Here is a 16,965-nt window from a genome sequence, read left to right on the forward strand (position 1 = left end):
GTATTATTCAACTACGCTCCTACTAGTTTCTTAGTTTGCAGGCAAATCCGCCTCCACCCTTTCACATCGAGAACATCTATGAGTTTTGACTCCCTTGGTCTATCTGCCCCTATTCTTCGCGCTATTGACGATCTAGGTTATACAAAGGCTTCTCCTATCCAAGAAAAAGCCATCCCTGCCATTATTGCAGGTAAAGACGTCATGGCAGCAGCGCAAACCGGTACCGGTAAAACCGGCGGTTTCAGTTTGCCATTGTTAGAAAGATTAAGCTCAGGCCCAAGACCTAAGGGAAATCATGTAAGAGCGTTAATATTAACGCCGACTCGAGAATTAGCCGCGCAAGTGCATGAAAGTGTGGTTCAATATGGTGCGCACCTTGAAACCACTTCAACGGTTGTATTTGGTGGAGTAAAAATTAACCCGCAAATTGCCAATCTTCGCAAAGGTTGTGACGTATTAGTGGCAACGCCAGGACGTCTAATAGATTTATATAACCAAAACGCAGTGAAGTTTTCGCAGCTAGAAGTGTTAGTACTTGATGAAGCTGACCGTATGTTGGATATGGGCTTCTTTCGTGACATAAAACGAATTCTTGATTTGCTACCAAAACAGCGTCAAAACCTACTGTTTTCAGCGACCTTTTCACCTGAAATTCGTGACTTAGCACGCGGCTTGGTTAATAACCCGGTCGAAGTGTCGGTTAGTCCACCTAACTCAACCACTCAATTAGTTGAGCAAAGTATTTACGTTGCAGATAAGAAGCAAAAATCGGCAATTTTGGCTAATTTAATCAAGGAAGGAAATTGGCAACAAGTATTGGTGTTTAGCAAAACTAAACACGGCGCCAATCGCCTTGCTCGTTACCTAGACGCAGAAGGTATCTCTGCACTCCCTATCCACGGTAATAAAAGCCAAGGTGCACGTACTAAAGCACTTGAAGAGTTTAAAACAGGTAAAATTCGTGTGTTAGTAGCAACTGATATCGCCGCTAGAGGTTTAGATATCCCACAATTGCCGCAAGTGGTTAACTTTGATTTACCTCACGTATCTGAAGACTATGTACACCGCATCGGTCGTACTGGTCGTGCTGGAGAAACAGGCAAAGCCTATTCATTAGTCTGTATAGATGAAGCCTCAGAGTTGTTTTCGATAGAACGTCTAATCGGCAAAGTGCTAGAGCGTCACGTAATGCCTGGTTTCCTACCGGTCCATCCAATTCCAGAGTCGAACCTTAATGCTCGCCCTATTCGCTCTAGCAAGCCAAAACGACCAAGAACTGGACATAAAGACGGACAACGTTCCGGCGACAATTCAAGTGGAAACAAACCTGCGAATAGAGGCCGACGCCCCTCTGCAAAGCGCACGCCACAGGGTAGCAGTCAGGGTAATACGCAAGGTAATACTAAAAATCAGTCGCAAGGGAATAGCAGCGCTAAGGGCAATGCGCCATCTGTTGCAAATGATGGCGCCAATAAGCCAAGACGTCGTCGTCCGCAACGCAATCATACTGCGAACAACAACTCCGGTGGTAACCGCTAGAAGCGTTTTTTAGCGCTCTATTGCATTAGTATTATTTAGCCTGCTTTCTTAAGTGTCGATTCGAAACATTTTGTTTTGGCACTTCAGGGGCAGGCTTTTTTTCATGCCTTAAATGTCGAATAGCTAATAGAGGATGCTTTAATAGCATTCTAGGGCCAGAAAAACGCATCACCGTTCTCATCTGTTCTTTTTGTTCAGGTCGATAGCAATGCACAGGACATCGATTACAGGTTGGTTTATTTTGCCCAAATACGCAGCGGTCTAATTTTGTTTTTGCGTAGTCACTAAGTTCGCTACACTCACCGCATAAGCCATGTACCGTTTGATGATGTTTAGCGCAGTAGATCTTAATCATGGCATGCACGGTTTTGTGCTCTTTTAGCAACTCACCGCTTAAAATCTCGTCTAACTGTTTTTGCATTGCCAAATCTCATACCGATACATACATTTAGTATATACCTTTAACCTTCTTAAAAACCATCAACCACTTCCATTTTTGCTACAGGCTTATGCCATAACTGTTCAATAAACCCTCACTTATGCCTTTTGTACACAGCACCTCAGCTATTTAATCAAAAATTAACCAAATATTTATCACTATTATTGAAATACTTAGCTGTGTTTTAGCTAAGATAATAGGATAATAAGCACAACTAGTTGCGTATCATATTGGTATAAAACTCATCATCAGTACGCACATTTTTAGGGAAACGGAGAGCGACATGCTAGAAAGGACGCTGATCATAGCTGCTATTTTTTGTTCACCATGGCTTCACGCGCAGGTGATTGAATCTACACATTTATCAGGCTTTGGTGAGGCTAAATATCCTGCTAATTTTACCCATCTTGATTACGTAAATCCTAAAGCGCCAAAAGGCGGTCATGTAACCTATGGTGCAATCGGCACCTACGACAGCTTTAACCGCTATGGTTCGCGGGGCAAACCTGGGGCTATGACAGGTGAACTGTACGATACCTTGATGTTCTCACCGACCGACGAAATTAATACCTCCTATCCATTAATCGCTGAAAAGCTGCGTTACAGTGACGATTACACATGGATGGAAGTGGATATTAATCCCAAGGCAAAGTTTCATGACGGTGTCGCGATTACTGCAAAAGATGTGGAATTTACCTTCCAAAAGTTTGTTGAGCAAGGTGTACCACAATACAAAACTTATTATAAAAACATTAAGTCCGTCAAAGCGTTAAACGATAAAACCGTACGCATTGAAATGAAGCAATCCGACAGAGACGTATTGTTTTCATTTGTACAAGGAAGCGCCGTATTACCCGCTCATTTTTGGCAAGACAAGGATTTAAGTCAGCCGCTGTCACAGCCGCCTGTAGGCAGTGGCCCGTATAAAGTTGACTCATTTAAACCCGGTCAAAGTATCACTTACACTCGCGTAAAGGATTATTGGGCGCAAGATCTGCCGGTGAATGTCGGCAGAAACAATTTCGATACCATTCAATACGATTACTATCGTGACGACACTGTGATGCTAGAAGCTTTTAAAGCCGGTGAATACGATCTTAGGCAAGAAGGCACCGCCAAGTTTTGGGCAACCTCTTATACCGGCAGCAATTTTGACAAAGGTTATATTGTTAAAGAAGAGATCAGCAATACCATGCCACGTGGCATGCAAGGTTTTATCTACAATACCGAAAGCGATATTTTTAAAGATCCCAAAGTGCGCGAGGCGCTCACCTACGCCCTTGATTTTGAGTGGATGAACAAAAATATGTTCTACCAACAATACACTCGCACTAGCAGCTATTTCCAAAACACCATTTACCAAGCAAAAAACGCGCCCAGTGCTGCAGAGCTTGAAATATTAACGCCACTGAAAGAACAAATTCCTGCGCGCGTATTTGGCAGCGCCTACGCGCCTCCGGCAAGTGATGGCTCGGGACGTATTCGTACCCAAATGCGTACTGCGCTCAAGCTATTAAAAGAAGCAGGATGGGAAATCCAAAAAGGCATACTGACCAATAGCAAAACGGGCAAACCATTCGAGTTTGAATTGATGGCGTATAGCCCAACCACAGAGAGAATTGCCGATCCGTTAAAGAAAAATCTGAGCAATTTGGGCATCAACATGAAAATTCGCACGGTTGATACCACACAATACCTAAAACGTTGGCACGAGCGTGATTACGATATGATTTTCTCCTCCTATTCGGCCAACGCCTATCCAAGCAATAATCTAAAAATAGCGTGGCACAGCCACTTTATCGACAGCACTTATAATCAAGCGGGCGTAAACAATAAAGCCATCGATTATTTAACCGAGCAAATTGACATCCACCAGCAAGATCCAGAAAAGCTCAAGGCATTAGGTCCAGCGCTGGATCGCGTGCTGACATGGAATTTCTACGCCATTCCGGCGTGGCACACTAGTCGTTTTCGCGTTGCCAGTTGGGATAAGTTCTCGCGCCCAGAGGTTCGCCCTGAATACGATCTTGGTTTAGATACTTGGTGGATTGACAATGACAAAGCGCAAAAACTGCCCGCTAAACGTCGTTAATAAAACCTAACGCTTTGATAAACGTAAATATTTGGCAAAGACCCGATACGTAGGGGGAATCATTCCCCCTTTATTTCCATTTCACACATAGAGTAGCAATGTCAGCCTATATCATCCGACGCCTTTTGCTTGTCATCCCTACCTTATGGGCGATCATCACCATTAACTTTTTTGTCATCCAAATTGCGCCCGGCGGCCCCGTAGAACAAGCCATTGCGCAGATGGAAGGCTTAGATTCTGGCGTAATGGAGCGCTTTACTGGTGGCGGTCAAGAAGTTGAGCTTAGCGTGGCGAATCAAGACGCTCAAACTACTGGCTATCGCGGTTCAAGAGGCATGGATCCTGAAGTGATCGACGCCATTAAAAAGCAATTTGGCTTCGATAAGCCTTTGCATGTTCGCTACTTTGAAATGCTCAAAAACTATATTACTTTCGATTTTGGCGAAAGCCTCTTTAAAGGCGGCGACGTCATAGATTTGATTGTCGAAAGACTGCCAGTCTCCATCTCCCTTGGCTTGTGGAGCACCTTAATTATCTACTTAGTCTCTATTCCTCTGGGTATTGTAAAAGCCATTCATCACGGTTCGCGCTTTGATATTTGGACCAGTGCGCTGGTGATTATCGGATATGCCATCCCCGGATTCTTATTTGCTATCTTGCTGATTATTGTCTTTGCCAGTGGCAATTATTTAGATTGGTTCCCACTGCGCGGCTTAGTGTCATCCGATTTTGACTCGCTCAATTGGTATCAAAAAGTCATCGATTATTTCTGGCACTTAGCGCTCCCTACTTTAGCCATGGTGATTGGCGGTTTTGCCACCTTAACCATGCTAACCAAAAACTCTTTTCTGGACGAAATTAACAAGCAATATGTGGTCACAGCCAGAGCAAAGGGATTGGATGAAAAAAGCATTTTATATAAACACGTTTTTCGTAACGCCATGCTCATCATTATCGCCGGATTCCCGAGCGCCTTTATCAGCATATTTTTCACCGGCTCTATGTTGATTGAAGTGATGTTTTCGTTAGAAGGCATCGGCTTACTTGGCTTTGAATCAACCATTCAGCGCGACTACCCTGTGGTGTTTAGCTCGTTGTATATCATGACCTTACTGGGGCTTTTGCTGAGTATTATTTCCGATCTCACCTATTCATGGGTCGACCCACGCATTGATTTTGAGGCCAGATAAATGAATCCACTCATTAAATTACGAATAGAGCGCTTTAAAGGCAATCGCCGTGGATATTGGTCACTATGGATTTTTACCATTTTGTTTACTGTGAGTTTATTTGCCGAATTAGTCGCCAACGACAAACCGCTGTTTATTAGCTTTGATAACGGCTGGTACTTTCCTATTGCTAAACATTATTCGGAGACGGATTTTGGCGGGGAATTTGCCGCAGAAGCAGATTATACCGACCCATATGTACAAGATTTAATTAACGAAAAAGGCTATATCGTTTGGCCTCTCATCCGTTTTAGCTATGACACCATCAACTACGATTTGCCCACCCCCGCTCCATCTGCGCCCGATAGCACTAATTGGTTAGGCACCGACGATCGCGGGCGTGATGTATTGGCACGCATTATTTATGGTTTTCGTATTTCGGTTTTGTTTGGCGTCGTGCTGACCATTGTCAGTAGCATTATTGGGGTGATTGTCGGTTCAACTCAAGGCTATTACGGTGGCAAGCTGGATCTGATTGGTCAACGATTTATTGAAGTCTGGTCAGGCATGCCAACCCTTTTCTTGCTGATTATTTTATCAAGCTTCGTTGAGCCAAACTTTTGGTGGCTACTTGGCATCATGGTGCTGTTTAGTTGGATGAGTTTAGTTGGTGTGGTGCGCGCTGAATTCTTGCGCTGTCGTAACTTCGATTACATTAAAGCGGCGCATGCGCTTGGGGTGAGTGATAAACGCATTATCAGTCGACATATGTTGCCTAACGCTATGGTGGCAACGCTGACCATGATTCCGTTTATTTTATCGGGTTCGGTGACGACCTTAACCTCTCTTGATTTCTTGGGTTTTGGTTTACCTAGCGGTTCGCCGTCATTAGGAGAATTACTCGCGCAAGGGAAAGCCAATTTACAAGCGCCTTGGCTCGGGTTTTCAGCCTTTATTGTACTGTCGATCATGCTCAGCTTGTTGGTGTTCATTGGTGAAGCTGTGCGAGATGCCTTTGATCCACATGCGCAAGCGTAAAGCCTGTGAAAACTCTTAATAAAAACAGTAAAAACCGTAGCGCAGACAACAAAAAAGGCGCTCACAGCGCCTTTTAACAATACGAGAAAAACGAATTTAAACGGCTTGCTCTAAAAGTTTAGCTTGAGCAATAGCTTCACGCAATTCAGTAGCAAGCTCAGCAGTTGCAGAAAGGCTCGTTGCGCTTTGCGCAGAGATGTTCTCAATCATAGAAGTCGCTTGAGGCAACGAATCGTTGATAGTGACGTCTAAAGAACGCAAGCATTTTTGCAGCAACTGAAGGTGTAATTCAGCTTCTTTTGCGAGGCTGTAAGCTGATTGGTAGATTTCTTTTGGCATTTTAGCCTCCTGAGTCAGTTTAGGGGGATCACCAGACAAAGTTTTGAAATTTGTGGTTTGTATTTAAATACTACAATTAACCATATATCAGTTTTTTTGATAGAGCTACACATTATTTGAGAAATTGAGAGCTAATACGCAAATATTGTTTAGTAAGTGTACATTTTGTTACTCAAATGAACCTGAGTTTTCACTTGCTCGATTCAACATTTTTAGTTTGTAGCCTTCACATGGCACAAAGAATAGGACATTTACATGACTGAGCCGCTTTTAAATATTCGTGATCTTTCAGTGGCATTTGGCGGAAAAAACAACCCAAGAACAGTGACTTACAATGTAAGTTTAACCGTAAATAAGGGCGAAACCTTAGCGTTAGTGGGCGAAAGTGGTTCGGGTAAGTCGGTCACTGCTAATGCCATTCTTCGTTTGCTGCCCAAAACCAGCACCGTCTATCAATCTGGCACCATTCATTTTGATGATCAGGAATTACTCTCTTTGTCCAAACGCCGCATGCGGGGTGTGCGTGGCGGGCGCATTGGTATGATTTTTCAAGAGCCGATGGTGTCGTTAAACCCTTTACATAAAATCGGTAAACAGCTCGTCGAAACCGTTGAAATTCATCGAGGACTGCGCCCAAACAAAGCTAAAGCATTGGCGCTCAGTTGGCTAAACAAAGTCGGAATTCGTCATCCCGAACGTAAAATTAACGCCTACCCTCATGAACTCAGTGGCGGTGAAAGGCAGAGAGTGATGATTGCACTGGCCTTAATTAACGAACCTGAACTGCTCATTGCCGATGAGCCTACTACCGCTCTTGATGTCTCAGTTCAAGCGCAAATACTGGACTTGTTAAAAGATTTGCAACAAGAGTTAGGAATGGCAATGCTGTTTATTACCCACGATCTAAGCATTGTAAAACGCATCGCCAATCGTGTATGTGTGATGAAAGAAGGAAAATTGGTAGAAACTGCCGATTGTCATACGCTATTTGCAAGCCCTAAACACCCTTACACTAAGATGCTCATTGACGCCGATCCTTCTGGCAAACCGGTAACCGTTGATGCTAATAATGCACATCTGGTACAAACTCATGATTTAAAAGTATGGTTCCCAATTATGGGCGGCGTATTTAAGCGCGTCATTGATCATACTAAAGCCGTCACCGGGGTGAATTTCACACTTAAAAAAGGCCACACTTTGGGGCTGGTGGGTGAAAGTGGCTCCGGGAAATCGACTACAGGTATGGCGATTTTGCGCTTAGTTGAAAGCGAAGGCGGCATCGTCTTTGATAAAGAAGAGCTCTCACAATTAGATCGCAAACAGATGCTGCCTGTAAGGCGTCGCATGCAAGTGGTGTTTCAAGACCCTTTCTCGGCGCTTAACCCTAGAATGTCGGTGGCGCAAATTATTGGTGAAGGACTGCGAGTGCATCAACAGCTTAGCGAGCAACAAATTGATGAGCAAATTTGTCAAGTAATGGAAGAAGTCGATCTGGATAAACAGACTCGGCATCGCTACCCTAATGAGTTTTCAGGTGGGCAAAGGCAACGAATTGCCATCGCGCGAGCGCTAATATTAAAACCTGAATTTCTTCTATTAGATGAACCAACCTCATCATTAGATAGAACCGTACAAGCACAAGTTCTACAATTATTAAAAGAGTTACAAGTGAAATACGGTCTCACCTATCTATTTATCAGTCATGATCTGAATGTGGTGCGCTCACTGTGCCACAATACTATGGTGTTAAAAGAAGGCAAAGTGATTGAATATGGCGCCACAGAACAAGTATTTAATGCGCCGCAGCATCAATACACCAAACAATTAGTGACATTGTCACACCTGTAACGTACTCATAGTTATGAATTAAGTTCAGAAACTTCAACCAAGGATTGGTTTTAATGAAAAGTTTAGCGCAATTAGAGTATTTACATGATCACCCATACAGTTACGCTAAATTAGGTGCTTCGCTCTCCACACCCGTGATGCCAGAGCCTTTAACGCATCCTTATCTTATTCATATTAATCAATCTCTGGCTAAACGCCTTGGTGTCGATCTCTTAAATACTGAGCAAGAGTTACTGACTTCACTGCTAGCAGGCAGTGAAGTTTTACCAAACTGGCAACCCTTGGCAATGAAGTACACAGGGCATCAATTTGGCCAATACAATCCAGACTTAGGTGATGGACGCGGTCTATTATTGGCGGAATTTATTGCGCCAAATTGCGCTCTGCTTGACAGTAAAAAGTGGGATTTTCACCTAAAAGGCAGCGGACAAACCCCCTATTCTCGAAATGGCGATGGTCGCGCGGTAATACGTTCCACCGTAAGAGAGTATCTCATCAGCGCCGCTATGCAGGGCTTGCGCATCCCCACCACACAAGCATTAGCGATGTTAGGCTCAACAACTCTAGTACAAAGAGAAGAAACGGAGTGCGCCGCCACGTTATTGCGAGTCGCCCCCAGTCATATTCGTTTTGGGCACTTTGAATACCTGTTTTACAGCGGTCAAGACCAGCAACTTAAGCTACTTGCGGAGCATGTAATGCATTGGCATATGCCCGAAATCGATCTAAATGCACCTGATAAATATGAACAATTTTTTGCGCAAGTAGTCTCTCGCACCGCCAATACCATAGCCAAATGGCATGCTTATGGCTTTTGTCATGGGGTGATGAATACCGATAACATGTCTATTTTGGGGCTGACTTTCGATTATGGGCCTTTTGCATTTTTAGACACTTATCAACCTAGTTATATTTGCAATCACAGTGATTACAGCGGGCGCTATGCCTTTGATAAGCAGCCTGGCATTGGGCAGTGGAATCTATCCGCGTTAGGCTACGCCTTATCCAAACTTATTGATACTGACGCTATCGAAACCGCCTTGCACCGTTATTCCTCTATTGTACAAAGTGAATATCGACGTTTAATGCGTGCCCGTTTTGGCTTGATCAGTGAGCAAGATGGCGATCCTGAGTTGATCAATGAATGTTTATTGCTAATGGAAAAGCTCGAACTGGATTATCACTATACCTTGCGGTGTTTGTCAGAGATAGATTGCAGGAACTGGCATAGTGACCTAGCCCATGACATTAATAATGCTGAATTTAGTGAATGGTTAACTCGCTATCAAGCACGCCTAGCCGTTGACTATATTCACGACCACGACAATAAAGACAAGCAACGCCAGCAAGCAATGCAAGCTGTAAACCCTAAATATCTACTGCGGACTCACCTTGCTCAAGAAGCCATTACCTTAGTGGAAAATGGGCAATATGACGTGATAGAGCAATGGCTAAAGGTGTTGGAAAACCCCTTCATTGCGCACGATTGCCCGCCGCATTGGTCACAGCCGCCAAGTAATGAGCAAAAAGGCCATTGTTTAAGTTGTTCATCCTAGACATTTACTGATGTGACAAACGCTCAGGGTGCTCTGGCATCACCCATACCTTAGAGAAATCAAACCAACCCAGCGCATTGCATTTGGCATTTTGCAATGCGCCGCAATGATCTTTACTCACGCCAAGCCAGCAGTGAAACATAGGAATAATCAGCTTATTTTCCACAACATAGCGTCCGATTTCTCTTGCGGGAAAAGCGGCATTTGGCAGCTGTTGCCAATGTTCGATGCTTTGCTGAATATGGCCAAATTGCTCTGCAGTGCTTAATTGTTCAATATCACTGTAGCCAAGTAGCCAACCGCGCAGTGTATCGTCACGATGGGTGCCCAAACCCATAGGTTTTATCCACAAATCAATATCGCTCACATCATCGGGGATATGCTCGTAGCGGATAAACCTCACCGCCAGTCCATCTTGTTTTAACAATGACGCGATGGCTTTCGCTAAGGTCGGGAAAACTGGATGTTCGCTATGATAAGCAATACTAATGGTCTGTATTGCAGGCGGTGTCAGCGCTTTTTGCGGATGGCTGTGATACCAACCTGGCTTTAAGCCATGTGCAGGCAGCAGACCTAATTCGACGATGGCTTCTTCTGACAACTGAGAAAACAGGTTAAAGGTATTTAATTTGGCCGCAAAATAGTTTTGCCAATCGCTGTCTACGCCCAAACCAGAGGCTTGATTGACTGCGATGTAGGTACAGCCGGGATCAAGGGCGACATCGTCATCGGTTCTTTGAGTTGAGATAATTGGTTGTGACAGGCTTGGATAGACCATACTGGAATGGATTTCATCGATAACCCAGACTTCGACTCTGTCCACCAGCGGACGAAACCCAAAGTAACTGTCAAAAGCTTCAAGAATCAGCCTTTTATCATTGTTGACTGAGACGCGATAGGGACCGGTACCTGACGGCAGTCGATCAAAATCGTCAAGTTCGGCGCTATTATAAGGCAGCACCTTGGCCGCCGTTTCCGCTAACAACACATCGAAGTAATAATCAGCGCGGGTTAATTCAATATCAATCACCAGAGGCGATGGCGTTGACGCTTTTTTAATATGCGCAAACATTGGCAAGGTCGACAGCGTCATCAAATGATTGACTACGTGTTCGGTTTCTAACAGTTGACCGTTATGAAAACGCACTTTCGCGCGCAGATAAAAGCGCCAGTGACGCCCCTCTATATTCTCCCAAGTGTGGGCGAGATCGGCAATCAGGTGATCATTTTCATCCAGTTGGGTCAGTCCGCTAAACACTTGTTGGATAATATTTTGCTCTGAGCGGCGATGCGGTTTACTGGGGTTTAGCATTGCCAGCGGGCGGTAATAAGGCAGGCTAACCACTTGCTGGCCTTGGCGGTGCTGCACACCCAGATAGTCTTGAATGACTTGGGTTAAACGGTTGGCATCTTGGTTAAGCACTTGTAGCGCTTGACCTATGCGCCCCTCTTCAAGGTATCGCTTCGCTAACCCCTCGCCTACATCTTGTCGGTTTTGCTTAAAGATAAGCTGTGATTGCTTGCCACGCCCCGCTGACGGATGCCACTCAATCCATCCCTCTTCACTCAATTTATTGAGCACTATGCGCGCATTACGACGAGTACAAAACAAGACCTCGGTGATCTCTTCGATACGAGTGTCACTATCTTGACCTTTAAAGTGTTCAAACAAGGTTTCAAACTGAGTTCTAAGACGAGGGCTACTCATAAAGAGGAAATTCCAATTTCAAAAATAAGTGGGTATTTCCTCATTTTAGCACGAAATATTGGCCCATTACGTGACCGGTATACCTGTAGTTTGTGAAATTTCTGCAATAACTGCTTCAGGAAGTTTTAATGAGAAACGACTTTGTGCGTCAGTCACCACTAACACTTGCCCTAGTAATTGAATCGCATCGGTTTGCGCGTGCAGTGTTAAACGCTGTTCACCATCGATGCGGATCATTAATTCGTGCGCGTTGACAATGATCTTGCCCAATTCAAAATCTAGGGTCATTGTTGTTCCCTAGCGTCTATTATCTGTTTCTTTTCTAGCATTTGTTTGCCTTTTTTCGTCTTCCTTACCATCACAGTATGGCGAGAAATGCACACCAAATCACCAGCTTCGTCGCGAATTTCAATCGACCAAATTTGGGTGGTGCCCCCTAGATGTATCGGTGAAGCAACACCTGTAACCACCCCACTGCGCGCTGCTTTTAAATGATTGGCATTAATTTCTAAGCCAACACAAAAGCTATCTGGTGCACAGCAAAAGTTTGCCGCCACTGAGCCTAATGATTCTGCGAGTACCACTGAGGCTCCGCCATGCAACAAACCAAACGGTTGATGGGTATTGGCACACACAGGCATAGTTGCGGTTATCGAATTATCGGAAATGTCGGTGTATACGATGCCTAAATGCTGCATAAGGGTATTGTTTGAGGTGGCATTGAGCGTGTCTAAATCAATATCGCGCTTCCATATTGTCATTGAGGAACTTCCTAATATTGTGGTGTGCTTTATTTGTATTATTTGCCGTTCATGCTATGCAATTTTTGCGCTATCTACCACACTTATAAACAGATAAATACACTCATAACTACGCAAAGATCGAAAAGGATAACCCTTCAATGCGATTTAAAAGCATCGTGCTTTCTATAGCCACAACTTTAATGATTTCCGCTTGTTCCAGTTCGCCTACAGGGCGCAATCAAGTGGTGTTGTTTTCCGATACGCAAATGTCAAGCTTAGGTCAGCAATCATTTTCAGAAATGAAAAATGAACTGCCTATCAGTAAGGATACAAAAATTAATGCTTATGTGCAGTGCGTTACCAATGCCATTTTGGATTATGTGCCTATTCAAGGCAGTTTTAGTCAATGGGAAGTGGTGGTCTTTGATAGTCCGCAAGTTAACGCCTTTGCCCTGCCTGGCGGTAAGATTGGCGTCTATACCGGATTACTTGATGTTGCGGTAAATCAAGACCAACTGGCAACGGTCATTGGTCACGAAATTGCGCATGTGCTTGCCGATCATAGTAACGAGCGTATGTCACACGCGCATATTGCGAATGCTGGGTTAGAAATTAGTAATATCGCTCTCGCAAGCCAAGACTACCGTAACGAAATCATGGCATTAATGGGCGTTGGCGTACAATACGGAGTACTGCTTCCCTATGGACGCACCCAAGAGAGCGAAGCCGATGTTGTTGGGTTAGAGTTAATGGCAAAGGCAGGTTTTGACCCGTATCAAAGCGTCGAGTTGTGGAAAAATATGGCAAAAGCCTCTGGCGGAAACCACACACCAGAGCTTTTATCGACACACCCTTCCCACGATACTCGAATTAAAGAACTCACCGCTAAAGCGCAAGCATTGCCAGTATTTTCCGGTACAAAACCCCACTGTGCTAAGCCCGTTTAATTGATGGTAAAGGTGGCAAATATTAGTGACTATTAATGATGCCGATAATGTTAAAAAGAAATAAGGAACTTATCTTAAATCAACATTCATCGGGTTCTACTTTCATTAAGGCGTCGAAATATGGATAATGTCGCCAAATACAAGAGATAAACAAGGTTAATACATGTCTATTGAATCAACATTGCGCCAACGTAGCGGCGACAAATGCGAGCTTTGCGGCGCAACTCACGATCTACAACCTTTTGCTGTTGCACCTCATACTCAAGCCACCGTTGACCATGGTGCACTGCTGTGTGAAACCTGCCGCACTCAAGTTGAAGATGCAGACCAAATGGATGTGAACCACTGGCGCTGCCTAAACGACAGCATGTGGAGCCAAGAGCCACCAGTACAAGTGCTAGCATGGCGTCAACTGACTCGCCTAGCTCGCAGCGAAGGTTGGGCACAAGACCTACTTGATATGATGTACATGGAAGAAGAAACTAAGCTTTGGGCTGAAACTGGCATGGAAAACGACGGTAAAAAACACGTTGATTGCCACGGCGCACCACTGGCTAAAGGTGACACGGTCACTATCATCAAAGACCTACCTGTTAAGGGGTCTTCAATGGTCGTTAAGATAGGTACAATGGTAAGAAACATCAGCCTTGCGCAAGATGACCCTGAATTGTTCTCAGGTAAAGTTGAAGGTCAATCTATGTGGTTACGTTGCGAGTTTTGTCGTAAAAAATAGATGAATAATCGCTATTTTATTAAGGCTCTTTAATGAGCCTTTTTTATACCTGTTATTTATGTATCGGCAACATATAAACCTTGGTTTTCTTTTATTAGCGATAGACTCCCCACCACTGCAGACTTATTAACCAATTGATTTTATTGGCTTATTATTAAGCAACACAGTCATCTACACGCAATATTTCTGACTTATTACCGTCACAAAAGTGGATTAATCTCATCCTAAATTTATTCACTAAGACACATAAAAAAATGAAAACAACAATTTTAAAGTTAGCCGTTCTAGCAGCAATGACAGGTGCAACTTCAGCACACGCCGCTCTTGACCTTTTCCAACCTGAAAACAATAAAACAGACGATTTAGTTTGGGTTGGTCACATGAGCCCTGATACTGATTCTGTTGTAGGTGCAATCATGGCATCTCACCTTTACGGCGGTACGCCAACAGCAGCTGAAGCCATTAATCCAGAAACAACTTTTGTTCTTAACTACTGTAATGTTGAGAGCCCAAAAGTAACTTCAGACTACTCTAAGTTCCAAGTAGGTCTTGTTGACTTCAACCAAAGAACTCAACTAGCACCAACTATCAAGCCTGAATCAGTAGTGGCTATTATTGACCACCACGCTATCGGCGGCGCGCCAATCAATGCTCCACAAGTTATTTCTATGGACGTTCGTGAGTGGGGTTCTACTGCTACTATCTTGGCAGCAAACGCAGAATCACTAAACGTTACTCTGCCTAAGTCTATTGCTTGTGTTGGTCTTGGTGCTATTTTGTCTGATACTGTTGTATTCGATTCTTCTACAACAACTGACTACGACCACCACTACGCTGAGAAACTGGCTAAACTGGCTGGCGTTACAGACATCAATGATTTCGGCCAACAAATGTTGATCGCAAAATCAGATCTAAGCCACCTTTCAGCTGACGCTATCCTAACTATGGATTACAAAAACTTTGAATTTGGCGGTAAGAAAGTGGGTATCGGTGTAGCTGAAACGCTAACTGCTGATCAGCTTATCGAGCGTAAAGCTGAATTCCATAAAGCAATGAAAGCGTACAAAGAAGCTGAAGGTCTTGATTACTTGTTCTTCTCTATCACAGACACTAAGCACAAACGTGCTAACCTTCTTTGGGTAGACGGCGCTGAGAAACAAGTTCTGAAAACAGCGTTTAACACAGACGTTACTAGCGATATCCTAACGCTAGACGGCGTAACATCACGTAAACGCCAAATCAGCCCTTCAATCCAAAACGCGATTGAAAAATAACCCCTAAACGGGATAAAAGCGGGGTCAGGTCTTGAAATTTGCACTGAGCAAATTTAAACCTGACCCATTTGTTGTTTTTATCTTATTCCTTCCTAAACTGCATTTTCTTATCTATCTGATTGATAAAGAATAGCTAGTTATCAACATCTTGAGCATTAGTTGCAAATTTCAAGACCTGACCCCATACGCACTTGTTTTTGGCCTAGTCCTTCCTAAAACAGCATTTCCTTATCTATCTTATTGATAAAGAATAGCTAGCTATCAATATCTAAACATAACCTGCAAATTTCAAGACCTGACCCCGTGCGTTATCTGACCCCTTTGCCTTTGCGGATGCCGTTTTTGAAGACGACGCAGAAGTTGCCGCGGCGGGTGCGGCATTTGGAGCAGCGTTCGCATTCAACTGGGTTATTGACCCCTTCTTTCCAGCGTTTTACTAGGTGAGGTTCGGCGAGTAAAGGTCTGGATAGTGCAAAATATTGAATATTGGTTTTTTCAGCGATGCTTTCAATGGCGTTGATGTCACTTAATCCACCTACGGTAATGATAGGCACATTGACCTCTTGGCTGATTACATCGCCATATTCGTGGAAATATCCTTCGCTTTGTAAGGTATATCCATCGAACGATTGACCGACCATGTCACTGGCTTTGCCGTGAATATTGCCTGATACCACGATCGCATCGACACCAATCTCTTCTAGTTTTTTACAGATTGTTCGTGTTTCAGCGAAGCTTTGTCCGCCGTCAAAAAATTCAGTGGCGGTTAATTTAACTAAGATAGGAAAATCCTTGCCCACTAATAGTCGAGTTTGCTGAAAGATTTCCACTAAGAAGCGCATACGGTTTTCTAAGCTGCCACCGTATTGATCGTCTCGCTGGTTGTAATAAGGGCTTAAGAATTGATTAATGAGATAAGTGTGCGCGGCATGGATTTCTACGCCATCAAAACCTGATTGTTTAGCGCGTAAGCTGGCTTGGGCGAAAGCCTGAACAATAGACTCTATCTCTTCAGTAGTCATTGCTTTGCCTTGCGTTTGAGTACCACGCTCAGGAATGTCACTTGGCGCAAAGATTGTTCTCTCACCTAAATTGTAGGTAGTTTTTGTACCGCCATAAGCAATTTGCTTTACGATTTTAGAACCATATTGATGGACTAAATCGGTGAGCTTTTTGTAGCCCTCAATAAAAGAGTCGTTATAGATCCCCATCATGCCAGCGTTAGGTTTTTCATCTGCCACAATGTTGGCGTAACCTGTCACAATAAGCCCAACCTCTCCCTTGGCTAACTCTTCATAAACGTTATATAACTTATCGGTCATATAACCTTCTTCTGTGGCCATGTTTTCCCACGTTGCACTGCGGACAAAGCGGTTTTTCAGGGTCATGCTACCAATTTGCGATGGTGAAAATAAAATACTCAAGGGGCAATCCTCTATATAGAAGTTGCTAAATAATCAAGTAGATACAAACTCTGATAAACAAACGTTCAACAACAGCTGCAAGGTAACCTGCAAAAGAAAAATTGCTTATCGAAATA

15 protein-coding genes are annotated in these 16,965 nt (G+C 43.8%); 9 read left to right on the forward strand and 6 right to left on the reverse strand.

All coding sequences use genetic code 11. The features are described from left to right. The first annotated feature begins 78 nt into the window (after positions 1-78). Positions 79-1,539: a DEAD/DEAH box helicase gene (locus tag QV280_RS15195; protein WP_152822712.1), complete on the forward strand. Its 1,461-nt coding sequence runs from the start codon at positions 79-81 to the stop codon at positions 1,537-1,539. 31 nt (positions 1,540-1,570) lie between these two features. On the opposite strand, the gene QV280_RS15200 is transcribed toward QV280_RS15195, so the two are convergent. After that, positions 1,571-1,960 carry a nitrous oxide-stimulated promoter family protein gene (locus QV280_RS15200; protein WP_152822710.1) on the reverse strand — a complete coding sequence of 130 codons (390 nt, stop codon included), beginning with the start codon at positions 1,958-1,960 and terminating at the stop codon, positions 1,571-1,573. A 301-nt stretch (positions 1,961-2,261) separates the two neighbouring features. Here QV280_RS15200 and QV280_RS15205 point away from each other — a divergent pair, with 301 nt between their 5' ends. From QV280_RS15205 to QV280_RS15215, 3 genes are all read left to right on the forward strand, one after another. Further along, positions 2,262-4,070 carry an extracellular solute-binding protein gene (locus tag QV280_RS15205; RefSeq protein ID WP_152822708.1) on the forward strand — a complete coding sequence of 603 codons (1,809 nt, stop codon included), beginning with the start codon at positions 2,262-2,264 and terminating at the stop codon, positions 4,068-4,070. Positions 4,071-4,168: 98 nt separating this feature from the next. Beyond that, positions 4,169-5,260 (forward strand): microcin C ABC transporter permease YejB, encoded by a 1,092-nt coding sequence (locus QV280_RS15210; RefSeq protein WP_152822707.1) that lies wholly within the window; start codon positions 4,169-4,171, stop codon positions 5,258-5,260. Continuing rightward, complete coding sequence (locus QV280_RS15215) at positions 5,261-6,277, forward strand: ABC transporter permease (protein ID WP_152822705.1); 1,017 nt, start codon at positions 5,261-5,263, stop codon at positions 6,275-6,277. It abuts the gene before it with no gap. A 96-nt stretch (positions 6,278-6,373) separates the two neighbouring features. On the opposite strand, the gene QV280_RS15220 is transcribed toward QV280_RS15215, so the two are convergent. Next, positions 6,374-6,616, reverse strand: a complete 243-nt coding sequence (locus tag QV280_RS15220; protein WP_152822703.1) for a hypothetical protein — start codon at positions 6,614-6,616, stop codon at positions 6,374-6,376. 255 nt (positions 6,617-6,871) lie between these two features. Between QV280_RS15220 and QV280_RS15225 the strand changes: the two genes are divergently transcribed. Both QV280_RS15225 and QV280_RS15230 read left to right on the forward strand, forming a co-directional pair. Further along, the gene (locus QV280_RS15225) at positions 6,872-8,464 is read left to right on the forward strand and encodes an ABC transporter ATP-binding protein (protein WP_152822701.1); all 1,593 of its coding nucleotides are present in this window, start codon (positions 6,872-6,874) and stop codon (positions 8,462-8,464) included. A gap of 53 nt (positions 8,465-8,517) precedes the next feature. Beyond that, entirely contained in the window at positions 8,518-10,020 is a 1,503-nt protein-coding gene (locus QV280_RS15230) for a protein adenylyltransferase SelO (RefSeq protein WP_152822700.1), read from the forward strand. Between the two features lie 4 nt (positions 10,021-10,024). Here the strand turns inward: QV280_RS15230 and QV280_RS15235 are convergent, their stop codons facing one another. The 3 genes from QV280_RS15235 to QV280_RS15245 all read right to left on the reverse strand — a co-directional run bounded on the left by QV280_RS15235 (position 10,025) and on the right by QV280_RS15245 (position 12,489). Continuing rightward, the gene (locus QV280_RS15235; protein WP_023405406.1) at positions 10,025-11,728 is read right to left on the reverse strand and encodes an SgrR family transcriptional regulator; all 1,704 of its coding nucleotides are present in this window, start codon (positions 11,726-11,728) and stop codon (positions 10,025-10,027) included. Positions 11,729-11,794: 66 nt separating this feature from the next. After that, positions 11,795-12,016: a DUF3389 family protein gene (locus tag QV280_RS15240; RefSeq protein WP_023405405.1), complete on the reverse strand. Its 222-nt coding sequence runs from the start codon at positions 12,014-12,016 to the stop codon at positions 11,795-11,797. Beyond that, positions 12,013-12,489, reverse strand: a complete 477-nt coding sequence (locus QV280_RS15245) for a hotdog fold thioesterase (protein ID WP_152822698.1) — start codon at positions 12,487-12,489, stop codon at positions 12,013-12,015. Before QV280_RS15245 ends, QV280_RS15240 begins: the two co-directional genes overlap by 4 nt. Before the next feature lie 140 nt (positions 12,490-12,629). On the opposite strand from QV280_RS15245, the gene QV280_RS15250 reads away from it, so the two are divergent. The 3 genes from QV280_RS15250 to QV280_RS15260 all read left to right on the forward strand — a co-directional run bounded on the left by QV280_RS15250 (position 12,630) and on the right by QV280_RS15260 (position 15,425). Beyond that, the gene (locus tag QV280_RS15250; protein WP_152822696.1) at positions 12,630-13,418 is read left to right on the forward strand and encodes a M48 family metallopeptidase; all 789 of its coding nucleotides are present in this window, start codon (positions 12,630-12,632) and stop codon (positions 13,416-13,418) included. A 163-nt stretch (positions 13,419-13,581) separates the two neighbouring features. Further along, positions 13,582-14,151: a PhnA domain-containing protein gene (locus tag QV280_RS15255; protein ID WP_021713767.1), complete on the forward strand. Its 570-nt coding sequence runs from the start codon at positions 13,582-13,584 to the stop codon at positions 14,149-14,151. Between the two features lie 254 nt (positions 14,152-14,405). Beyond that, complete coding sequence (locus QV280_RS15260; protein WP_152822694.1) at positions 14,406-15,425, forward strand: manganese-dependent inorganic pyrophosphatase; 1,020 nt, start codon at positions 14,406-14,408, stop codon at positions 15,423-15,425. Between the two features lie 308 nt (positions 15,426-15,733). On the opposite strand, the gene QV280_RS15265 is transcribed toward QV280_RS15260, so the two are convergent. After that, positions 15,734-16,849, reverse strand: a complete 1,116-nt coding sequence (locus QV280_RS15265) for an NADH:flavin oxidoreductase (protein WP_152822692.1) — start codon at positions 16,847-16,849, stop codon at positions 15,734-15,736. Positions 16,850-16,965 lie beyond the last annotated feature (116 nt).

This window comes from Vibrio sp. B1Z05 (genome assembly GCF_052955985.1).

What these genes read in the sequence shown, in the direction of transcription:
- QV280_RS15215 (WP_152822705.1), top strand. Translation starts at nt 5,261, where the DNA reads ATGAATCCACTCATTAAATTACGAATAGAGCGCTTTAAAGGCAATCGC.
- QV280_RS15225 (WP_152822701.1), top strand. Translation starts at nt 6,872, where the DNA reads ATGACTGAGCCGCTTTTAAATATTCGTGATCTTTCAGTGGCATTTGGC.
- QV280_RS15210 (WP_152822707.1), top strand. Translation starts at nt 4,169, where the DNA reads ATGTCAGCCTATATCATCCGACGCCTTTTGCTTGTCATCCCTACCTTA.
- QV280_RS15205 (WP_152822708.1), top strand. Translation starts at nt 2,262, where the DNA reads ATGCTAGAAAGGACGCTGATCATAGCTGCTATTTTTTGTTCACCATGG.
- QV280_RS15255 (WP_021713767.1), top strand. Translation starts at nt 13,582, where the DNA reads ATGTCTATTGAATCAACATTGCGCCAACGTAGCGGCGACAAATGCGAG.
- QV280_RS15230 (WP_152822700.1), top strand. Translation starts at nt 8,518, where the DNA reads ATGAAAAGTTTAGCGCAATTAGAGTATTTACATGATCACCCATACAGT.
- QV280_RS15220 (WP_152822703.1), bottom strand. Translation starts at nt 6,616, where the DNA reads ATGCCAAAAGAAATCTACCAATCAGCTTACAGCCTCGCAAAAGAAGCT.
- QV280_RS15245 (WP_152822698.1), bottom strand. Translation starts at nt 12,489, where the DNA reads ATGACAATATGGAAGCGCGATATTGATTTAGACACGCTCAATGCCACC.
- QV280_RS15195 (WP_152822712.1), top strand. Translation starts at nt 79, where the DNA reads ATGAGTTTTGACTCCCTTGGTCTATCTGCCCCTATTCTTCGCGCTATT.
- QV280_RS15250 (WP_152822696.1), top strand. Translation starts at nt 12,630, where the DNA reads ATGCGATTTAAAAGCATCGTGCTTTCTATAGCCACAACTTTAATGATT.
- QV280_RS15240 (WP_023405405.1), bottom strand. Translation starts at nt 12,016, where the DNA reads ATGACCCTAGATTTTGAATTGGGCAAGATCATTGTCAACGCGCACGAA.
- QV280_RS15235 (WP_023405406.1), bottom strand. Translation starts at nt 11,728, where the DNA reads ATGAGTAGCCCTCGTCTTAGAACTCAGTTTGAAACCTTGTTTGAACAC.
- QV280_RS15200 (WP_152822710.1), bottom strand. Translation starts at nt 1,960, where the DNA reads ATGCAAAAACAGTTAGACGAGATTTTAAGCGGTGAGTTGCTAAAAGAG.
- QV280_RS15260 (WP_152822694.1), top strand. Translation starts at nt 14,406, where the DNA reads ATGAAAACAACAATTTTAAAGTTAGCCGTTCTAGCAGCAATGACAGGT.